5 protein-coding genes and 1 pseudogene are annotated in these 8,720 nt (G+C 73.3%); 1 reads left to right on the top strand and 5 read right to left on the bottom strand.

Features of this window, described 5'->3' with window-relative positions; translation table 11 throughout:
- Positions 1–507 precede the first annotated feature (507 nt).
- The 4 genes and pseudogenes from ACTUAL_RS09560 to ACTUAL_RS09545 form a co-directional block, all read right to left on the bottom strand.
- Complete coding sequence (locus ACTUAL_RS09560; protein ID WP_096496914.1) at positions 508–2,238, bottom strand: LpqB family beta-propeller domain-containing protein; 1,731 nt, start codon at positions 2,236–2,238, stop codon at positions 508–510.
- A gap of 698 nt (positions 2,239–2,936) precedes the next feature.
- Positions 2,937–4,589: pseudogene (mtrB, locus tag ACTUAL_RS09555) on the bottom strand (MtrAB system histidine kinase MtrB); the annotation flags it as partial.
- 34 nt (positions 4,590–4,623) lie between these two features.
- A complete protein-coding gene (gene mtrA / locus ACTUAL_RS09550; RefSeq protein WP_440900006.1) occupies positions 4,624–5,301 on the bottom strand; it encodes an MtrAB system response regulator MtrA in 678 nt (225 codons plus the stop codon).
- A 201-nt stretch (positions 5,302–5,502) separates the two neighbouring features.
- Complete coding sequence (locus ACTUAL_RS09545) at positions 5,503–6,150, bottom strand: dTMP kinase (RefSeq protein WP_440900005.1); 648 nt, start codon at positions 6,148–6,150, stop codon at positions 5,503–5,505.
- A 246-nt stretch (positions 6,151–6,396) separates the two neighbouring features.
- Between ACTUAL_RS09545 and ACTUAL_RS09540 the strand changes: the two genes are divergently transcribed.
- Positions 6,397–7,383: a hypothetical protein gene (locus ACTUAL_RS09540; protein WP_218181109.1), complete on the top strand. Its 987-nt coding sequence runs from the start codon at positions 6,397–6,399 to the stop codon at positions 7,381–7,383.
- A 61-nt stretch (positions 7,384–7,444) separates the two neighbouring features.
- Here the strand turns inward: ACTUAL_RS09540 and ahcY are convergent.
- Positions 7,445–8,720 (bottom strand): adenosylhomocysteinase (ahcY, locus tag ACTUAL_RS09535; protein WP_440900004.1); only part of this gene is annotated, 1,276 nt, incomplete at its 5' end.

Genomic DNA, 8,720 nt, shown 5'->3' with positions numbered 1-8,720 from the left:
GGCGCGGCGGGTGGACGGGGCGGGCACGAACCACACCGGACCGGACGGCAGGGGCAGCAGCGGCAGCGCGGCGGCCAGCAGCGCGCCGAGCACGGCGGCCAGGTCCCGCCGCCCGCGCTCCTTGAACGCGAGCAGCACCGCCCGCGCGGCGCCTGCGTGGTCGGCGAGTGTGAACACCGGCAGACCCCGGACGGACACGCGGCGTGGCGGTCCGAAGCCCACGAGGCACCCCGGACAGGCGACCGCGCCGCCCGAGCCGCAGCCGGGACAACGGGGTGGGAACAGCAGTTCGATCAGCACGCGTCGAGCCTGCTCCGGGGGTCCGACAATTCCACACCGGAAAACCGGGGTACCCGAGGACACGATCAGGTGAAACACCGAAGTGAGGTGAAAGTCTTTCACCATGGGATGACCGGAGGGTTCACCCCCGCCGGAGGAAGTCGCTTTAGGACCCCAGATCACAGGACGGACACGGCAATGCGCCGCCCCGCGCCGGAGGAAAAGCGGTCAGCCGGGGTAGAACACCTTGGCCGTCGACGGCAGCAGCGGACCCGGCTGCCGCCACACGTCCCCGACGTCGGCGGTGCTCCACAGCCCGCTCCGGTCCACCGCGAGGACGTTGCGCCCTGGGGCCGCGCTCACCGAGCTCACCGGCACGGTCAGGTTCGAGGTGTTGTACCGGTCGATCCGCATCCCGTCGATGTTGACCTTCGCGATCGGCCACGCGGGCAGCGCGGTGCTCACCACCAGCACGTCCGGCGCCAGCCAGTCCAGCGACAGCACGTTGGCCCCCAGCGCGCTCGCCTGGAGCGTCGTGGCGTTCTTGAGGGTCACCGACCCGTCCGGCGCCCGCACCACGGCGGCCAGCATGAGCTTGCCGTCGATCACCACCGCGACCCGCGTCCCGTCGCGGGACAGCCGCAGCCCGGTGATCTTCCCGAACACCGACAGCGAGTCCGCGTTCACCGCCGTCGCCGCCCACCCGGCGTCGGTGCGCAGCACGCGCACCACGTTCTTCCCGTCGTAGCTGGTCCACACCTCGTTGGCCCGGTCGCCCTTGCGCCCGCTGCGCACCCACGTCGGCCGCGTCATCTCGCGCGCGGTCAGCTCGACCGGGCTCAGCGCGTCGTTCAGCCCGCCGACCAGCAGCCGCACCCCGCCGCCGCTCGCGGTGGCCACCACGGCAAGCTCGCTGCCGCCCAGCGACTGCGCCGCGCTCAGCACGGTGTAGCTGCCCTGGCCCGCCGGACCGGCGATCGGCTGCCCGTCCGCGAGCCCGAGCACCCGCCCGTCGCTGACCGCGAGCCCGCGCAGCTCGGCGTCCGGCGTGGCCGATGCCTCACCGGTGTTCACGTCGGTGACCCGCCACTCGGTCTGCTCGGTGGAGATCGGCTGCCCCTCCACCATCACCTTGATCCGGGTGGTGATCACCCCGCCGAGCGACAGCACCACCTGCGCCACGATCTGCTTGGCCAGCTGCGGGGTGAGGTCGCCGACGTCCTTGAGGTCCACCTCCAGCGCCCCGTCGTCGCCCTCCTGGGTGTCCCGGCGCGCCTGGGCGGTGTTCGGGATGGCGGTGACGAGCGCGCCGCGCATCGCGTTGGCCGGGCCGCTGAGCAGCAGCTCGGTCACCCGGCGCGGGATGCTCGCGGACGGCGGGATCACGACGTAGCGCGGGTCGGGCACGAGCACGGAGAAGTCCGGCGCGTAGAAGTACAGGGTGACCCGGCGGTAGTTGGTCTGGAAGCCGTTGAGCGGCATGAAGACGCCCGTGGGCACGCTGGCGATGCGCCACTGCCCGGCCCCGTCCTTGGCCAGCTCCAGCTCCTGCAGGAACGGGCCGATGGTCTGCGCGAACGAACCGTCCTCGACGAGCCTGCCCACGTAGTTGCCCTGGAGCTGCACCTCGCGCCGGTTGGGGTCCTCGAGCTCCTCGCCGGGCACCGTGTTGAACGCGGTCTCGATGATCAACGGGGTGTTCTTGGTGTTCCACGCCTTGGCGGCCTCGGGGGTCAGGTACGCCTTGGCCTGGGCGTAGTCGCCCGCCGGGTTGCTGGTGGCGTCGACGAACCCGCGGACCAGGCTCAGCGGGTCGAGGTCCTTGACCGGCGGGGCGGCCTCCGCGGTGGCGGCGCTGCCCGCGCGCCGGTTGATCGGCGACACCGACGTCTGGGTCGGGATGGCCGCGCACCCCGACAGCACCAGCAGCACCACGAGCAGCGCGCCGAGCTTCTTCACCTGTCCTCCTCGCGCCGGGTGGCGGCGCCGTCGGTCCGGGGGGCGTCGGGTTCGGTCACGCGGTCGGGCTCCTCGGCGGGCACGGCGGCGGAGCGCTCGGCGCCCGCGCGTCCGGCGTCCGCGCGTCCGGCGTCCGGGGAGGGCCCGCCCAGGTCGGCGCGGTCCACGAGCCCGAAGTCCTCGGCGCCCACGGCGCCCAAACCGGTCTCGGCGGTCGCGGCGCTCTCGTCCACGCCCTCACCGGCCTTCGCGCGCGCCGTCCGACCACCCCGGACCACCCGCCCGACCCGGCCCGCCCGACCGGCCCGCCCCGAGCGCTCGATCCGCTCGGCCTTGTCCGCCTTCTCCGGCCGCTCGGCGCGCTCCGCCCGGCCCACCCGGTCGGCGGCCCGGTCCGCGCCGCGCTTGGCCAGCCGGGTCGCGCGCCGCAGCAGCCCGGCCCGCTCCGGCCTGGTCCGCCCGAGCGGCTGCACCGGCTGGGTGCGCTCCGCGTCCGAGGGCTCCTCGTCCGCGAGGTCCGCGTCCACCAGGTCCGCGCCGACGAGTCCGCCGTAGTCCCCGCGCGCCGCGCGCTCGTCGCGCTCGAAGCTCTCGTCCACCACGGCCCCGCCCAGCTCGTCCGGGACCACGCGGTCCGCGTCCACCGGCTGCGCGGGCTGCCAGGTGATCTCGCCCGCCGTGAACTCCACCGGCAGGACGACCTCCTCCTCCTCCTCGACCGGCGCGGGCTCGACGTCCGCCAGCTCCGGCGGCACGAGCGGCAGCGGGCTCTCGGCGAACCCGTCGCCGTGCACGCGCGGCAGGGTCAGCCGGAACACCGCGCCGTGCCCGCGCTCGCCCCACGCCTGCAACCAGCCGCCGTGCAGCCGCGCGTCCTCCAGGCTGATCGACAGCCCGAGGCCGGTGCCGCCGGTGCGGCGGTTGCGGGACGGGTCGGCGCGCCAGAACCGGTTGAACACCAGGTCGGCCTCGCCGGAGCGCAGCCCGACGCCGTGGTCCCGCACCGTCACCGCGATCGCGTCACCCGACCCGCGCAGGGTCAGCTCGACGGGCAGCCCCTCGCCGTGGTCGATCGCGTTGGCCAGCAGGTTGCGCAGGATGCGCTCGACCCGCCTGGCCTCGATCTCGGCGGTGACCTCGTGCTCGGGCAGGTCCAGCACGACGGGCGTGCCGCTGCTGTTGGCGATGGCGCGCACCGAGTCGTGCGCCCGGCGCGCGAGCACCCGCACGTCCACCAGCTCCGGCGAGAGCTCCTCGACGCCCGCGTCGAGCCTGCTGATCTCCAGCAGGTCCCCGAGCAGCGACTCGAACCGGTCCAGCTCGTCGACCAGCAGCTCGGTGGAGCGGGCCAGCCCGGACGGGAACTGCTCGCGGGAGGCGTGCAGCACGTCGGCGGCCATCCGCACCGTGGTCAGCGGGGTGCGCAGCTCGTGCGACACGTCCGAGGTGAACCGGCGCTGGAGCTGGCCGAACTCCTCCAGCTGGTGGAACTGCCGCTGGATGCTCGCGGCCATCTCGTTGTAGGACTGGGCGAGCCTGGCCACGTCGTCCTCGCCGACGACGGGCATCCGCTCGTCCAGGCTGCCCTCCGCGAACCGCTCGGCCACCTCGGCCGCGTGCCGGACGGGCCGCACCACCTGCCGGGTGACCAGGTTGGCGATCGCCGCGAGCAGTAGGAGCAGCACGACGCCGCCGACGATCAGGGTGTTCTGGGCGAACTCGGCGGTGGTCTGCTCGCTGGTCAGCGGGAACAGCAGGTAGAGCTGCATGGACCGGGCCGACGAGGTCACCGGCATCCCGACGACCAGGAACGTGGTGCGCCCGCTGTCGCGCTCCACGGTGCTGATCTGGGTGCCGCTGCTGCCGCGCTCGACCAGCTCGCGCAGGCTCACGGGCACGTCGCGCCACGGTCCGACCGCGTTGAGCTGCCCGTCCGAGCCCGCGAACGCGGAGTCGGCCAGCACCGGCTCGAACGCGCCCGCCCCGGACGCGGCGGCCTCCTGCGTCGTGCCGGTGGCGTTGATCTTGTTGAGCGCGGTGGTGAACCGGGCCTTGACGCTGTCCGGGCCGGGGTTCAGCCCGAGCAGGTCGGGCTGGACCGCGGCGGCGCTGGCGTCCGCCTGGCGGGTGGCGGCCTCGGTCTTGGCGTCCAGGAGCTGCTTGACGATCTGCTCCTGCAGGACCATGCCGAGCACGAACACCACGGCCGACGACAGCGCGAGGGTGCTGACCACCACCCGCAGCTGCATCGACCGGCGCCACACCTCGCCGAAGCGCACGACCTGCCGACGCGCGCGCTCGACCGCCCGGCGCGCCTCGCGCGCCACCGGGTCGAGTAGTCGCGTCCGCATCACGGCCGGGACCCGCGCCCCGCCACGCCGTCGATCACGGAGGGCCCGCCTTGTACCCGACGCCGCGCACGGTCAGGACGACCTCGGGGTGCTCGGGGTCGCGCTCCACCTTGGAGCGCAGCCGCTGCACGTGGACGTTGACCAGGCGGGTGTCGGCGGCGTGCCGGTAGCCCCACACCTGCTCCAGGAGCACCTCGCGGGTGAACACCTGGCGCGGCTTGCGGGCCAGCGCGACCAGCAGGTCGAACTCCGGCGGGGTGAGCTGGATCGGGCGACCCTCGCGCAGCACCGCGGGGCCGGGCACGGCGATGGTCTGGTCGCCGATCTGGAGCACCGCGGCCGGTTCGGCCTCGGTGCGGCGCATCCGGGCGCGGATGCGCGCCACCAGCTCCTTGGGCTTGAACGGCTTGACGACGTAGTCGTCGGCGCCGGACTCCAGGCCCAGCACCACGTCGACGGTGTCGCTCTTGGCCGTCAGCATGACGATCGGGACGCCGGACTCCGAGCGGATCGCCTTGCAGACGTCGATGCCGTTCATGCCCGGCAGCATCAGGTCCAGCAGGACGAGGTCGGGTTTGAGCTCGCGCAGCGCGGGGAGCGCACGGGCGCCGTCGGCGACCACGGCCGTGTCGAACCCCTCGCCCCGCAGCACGATGGTCAGCATCTCCGCCAGGGCGGGGTCGTCGTCCACCACGAGCACGCGTGCCTTCATGGTGAACATCGTCCCACTACCCGCGCGCTTCTCCCGCACCGCCCAGCGCTCATCGCCGCTGGTCGTCACCCGGTCCCGGTCCGTAACCAGCGCTCGCCGCCGATCCACCCGCCCACCTCAGCCGTTGCCTCGCCCGTCAGGGAGCTGATCGGCCCAGCGGTCACGTTTCGTTACTCCCCCGCCCGGAGGAGGGTCGAACGGTCAGGCGAGCAGGTCGGCGATCTCGGCGACGCCCAGCTCGGCGGCGGGCACCGAGCCGTCGACGGCGCGCCACGGCGAGAGCCAGGAGGCGGCGGCGAGCCCGTCGTAGACCTCGCCGCAGCGGCGCTGGAGGCCGCCGTCGGACTCGTAGGCGTCGCGGCCCCGGTCGGCCTCGGTGGCCTCGCGGTGGGCGGCGCGCTGCTCGGCGACGGCGGCCGGGACGCGCAGCAGCAGCTGCAGTTCGGGCAGCGGCAGCTCGAAGCGGTCGACCTCCAGCGCGCGGACCCACGCCACGAACTCCCCGTCCGGCCCCTGGCGCAACCGCGCCGCGCCGTAGGCCGCGCCGGAGGCGATGTAGCGGTCCAGCAGCACCACGTCGTGGGAGGCCAGGTCGGCGCGCAACTCCTCGCGGGCGCCACGCCGGTCCAGCGCGTACAGCAGCGCCATGCCGCGCACCTCGTCCACCAGCGGGCCCAGCTCCCCGTACAGGGCCGCGCGCACCAGGTCAGCGTGCACGTCCCGGCCGTAACGGGGGAACGCCCCCGTGGTCACGCGCGCGCCGCGCGAGACCAGCTCGGCGGTGAGCGCCCCGGTCAGGGTCCGCTTCCCGGCGCCGTCGAGACCTTCGACCACCACGAGTCTCCCCACGCGACCACCCTACGGCGCGGCCCCCCTCGGCCGTTCGGCGGCACGCGGCGGGTGGGGGCCTGCGGGGCGCGCGCTCCCCGCGACCGGCGCCACCGGGCGTTTTCCCGCCCCGCGACCCTCGCAGGAACCGCTCCACCGCCCTTTCGGCGGCACACATCCACCATATGGGTGAACAGAGATCCTTTCGGTCACCGTAATGAGTGACTACGGTGAACCCAACTCACCGTGTGAAGGGGTGGTGCCGCGTTGAGCGCGGAATCGGGACACGCCAGGCCCCTCGCGGAGCCCGACGCCCACTCCACCGGGGGACTGCCGGACGCACTGGTGGAAACGCTGCGCTACGGGCCGTTCCACCGGGCGTTGCACGACGCGATCGCGCACCGGGGCCTGTCACTCGCACGGTTGCGCGCGCACCTGGAACAGCTGGGTGTTCAGGTGGGCCAGTCCACGCTGAGCTACTGGCAGCGCGGGCTGCGCCACCCGGAGGTGCCCAGGGCCATCCCGACCGTGCGCGCCCTGGAGAGCGTGCTGCGGCTGCCCACCGAGTCGCTGGTGAAGCTGATCGGCAACCGCCCGCAGCCCCGGCTCCCCCGCTCGGCCCCCTCGTTCTCGGGGCTGGCCACCGCGTGGGTGCAGACCGCGCCGCTGCTGGCCGAGTTCGAGGCGGTGCCGGAGAGCGCCCGCGCGAACGCCGACCTGGAAGTGCTGTCCGTGCACGACACGATCGTGGTCGGCTCGTCCCGCGAGCAGCGGAGCATCACCACGCGGCTGGTGGTGCGGGCGCTGCGGGCCGGACCCGACCGGTACCTCGCGGTGCACCAGGGCGACGAGGGCTGCCTGATCGACAACGCGCTGGTGCGCCCCGCCGAGGGCTGCCGCCAGGGCCGGGTGCGCAGGCAGAGCGCGTCGCGCGGGCTGGCGTTCGAGCTGCTGTTCGACCGCAGGCTCGCCGAGGGCGAGGAGCACGTCTTCAGCTTCACCGTCGTGGACGACAGCGGCGGCCCGACGCCGGGGCACCACCGGACGTTCCGCGAGCCGTGCCGGGGCTACCTGCTCCAGCTGGCGTTCCACCGCAGGGCGCTGCCCGCGCGGTGCACCAAGCAGTTCCGGCAGGACGCCGACGCCACGCCGGTCGAGGTGGACGAGCTGGTGTGCGGGCTCGGCGGGGTGGTCAGCGCGTACTTCTGCGACGTCGGGCCGGGGCTGGCGGGCGTCGCCGTCGAGTGGACCTGAGCGGGTCCGCGGGGACCGGCGGACGGCCGGGGGTGAGCCCGACCGCCGCACCGGGTGCCGGTCAGTAGCGGTAGTGCTCGGGCTTGTACGGCCCCTCGACGTCCACGTCGATGTACTCGGCCTGGTCCTTGGAGAGCTTGGTCAGCTCCCCGCCGAGTGCTTCGAGGTGGATGCGGGCGACCTTCTCGTCGAGCTTCTTGGGCAGCCGGTAGACCTCGCGGTCGTACTCGGTGTGCTTGCCGAACAGCTCGATCTGCGCGATCACCTGGTTGGAGAAGGTGTTGGACATCACGAAGCTCGGGTGACCGGTCGCGTTGCCCAGGTTCAGCAACCGCCCTTCCGAGAGCACCAGGATCGAGTGCCCGTCCGGGAACACCCACTCGTCGACCTGCGGCTTGATGTTGATCCTGCGCACACCGGGGAACCGGGCCAGCCCGGCCATGTCGATCTCGTTGTCGAAGTGCCCGATGTTGCCCACGATCGCCTGGTGCTTCATCGCCGCCATGTGCTCGACGCGCACCACGTCCTTGTTGCCCGTGGTCGTGATCACGATGTCGGCCTTGGGCAGCGCCGACTCCAGGGTCTGCACGTCGTAGCCGTCCATCACCGCCTGCAACGCGCAGATCGGGTCGATCTCCGTCACCACGATCCGCGCGCCCTGCCCGCGCAGCGACTCCGCCGCGCCCTTGCCCACGTCCCCGTACCCGCAGATCACCGCGACCTTGCCACCCATGAGCACATCGGTGCCCCGGTTGATCCCGTCGATGAGCGAGTGCCGGATGCCGTAGCGGTTGTCGAACTTCGACTTCGTCACGGCGTCGTTGACGTTGATCGCCGGGAACAGCAGCTCACCCGCGGCGGCCAGCTGGTACAGGCGCATGACACCGGTCGTGGTCTCCTCGGTCACCCCGCGGATGCCCTCGGCGATCTTCGTCCACTTGCCGGAGTCGGACGCCAGCGAGTTGCGCAGCGTCTCCAGGACCAGGGTCCACTCCTCCGAGTCGTCCTCGGAGGCCGCGGGCACGACGCCGGCCTTCTCGTACTGCGCGCCCTTGTGCACCAGCAGCGTGGCGTCGCCGCCGTCGTCCAGGATCATGTTCGGGCCCTGCCCGTCCGGCCAGGTCAGCATCGACTCCGCCGTCCACCAGTACTCCGAGAGCGACTCGCCCTTCCAGGCGAACACCGGCACGCCCCCTGGCTCCTCGACGGTGCCGTGCGGGCCGACCACGACGGCGGCGGCGGCGTGGTCCTGGGTGGAGAAGATGTTGCAGGAGGCCCAGCGGACCTCCGCGCCGAGCGCGACGAGGGTCTCGATGAGCACGGCGGTCTGCACGGTC

The sequence above is a fragment of the Actinosynnema sp. genome (genome assembly GCF_052038725.1).
This window is presented reverse-complemented; position numbering and strand designations above follow the sequence as displayed.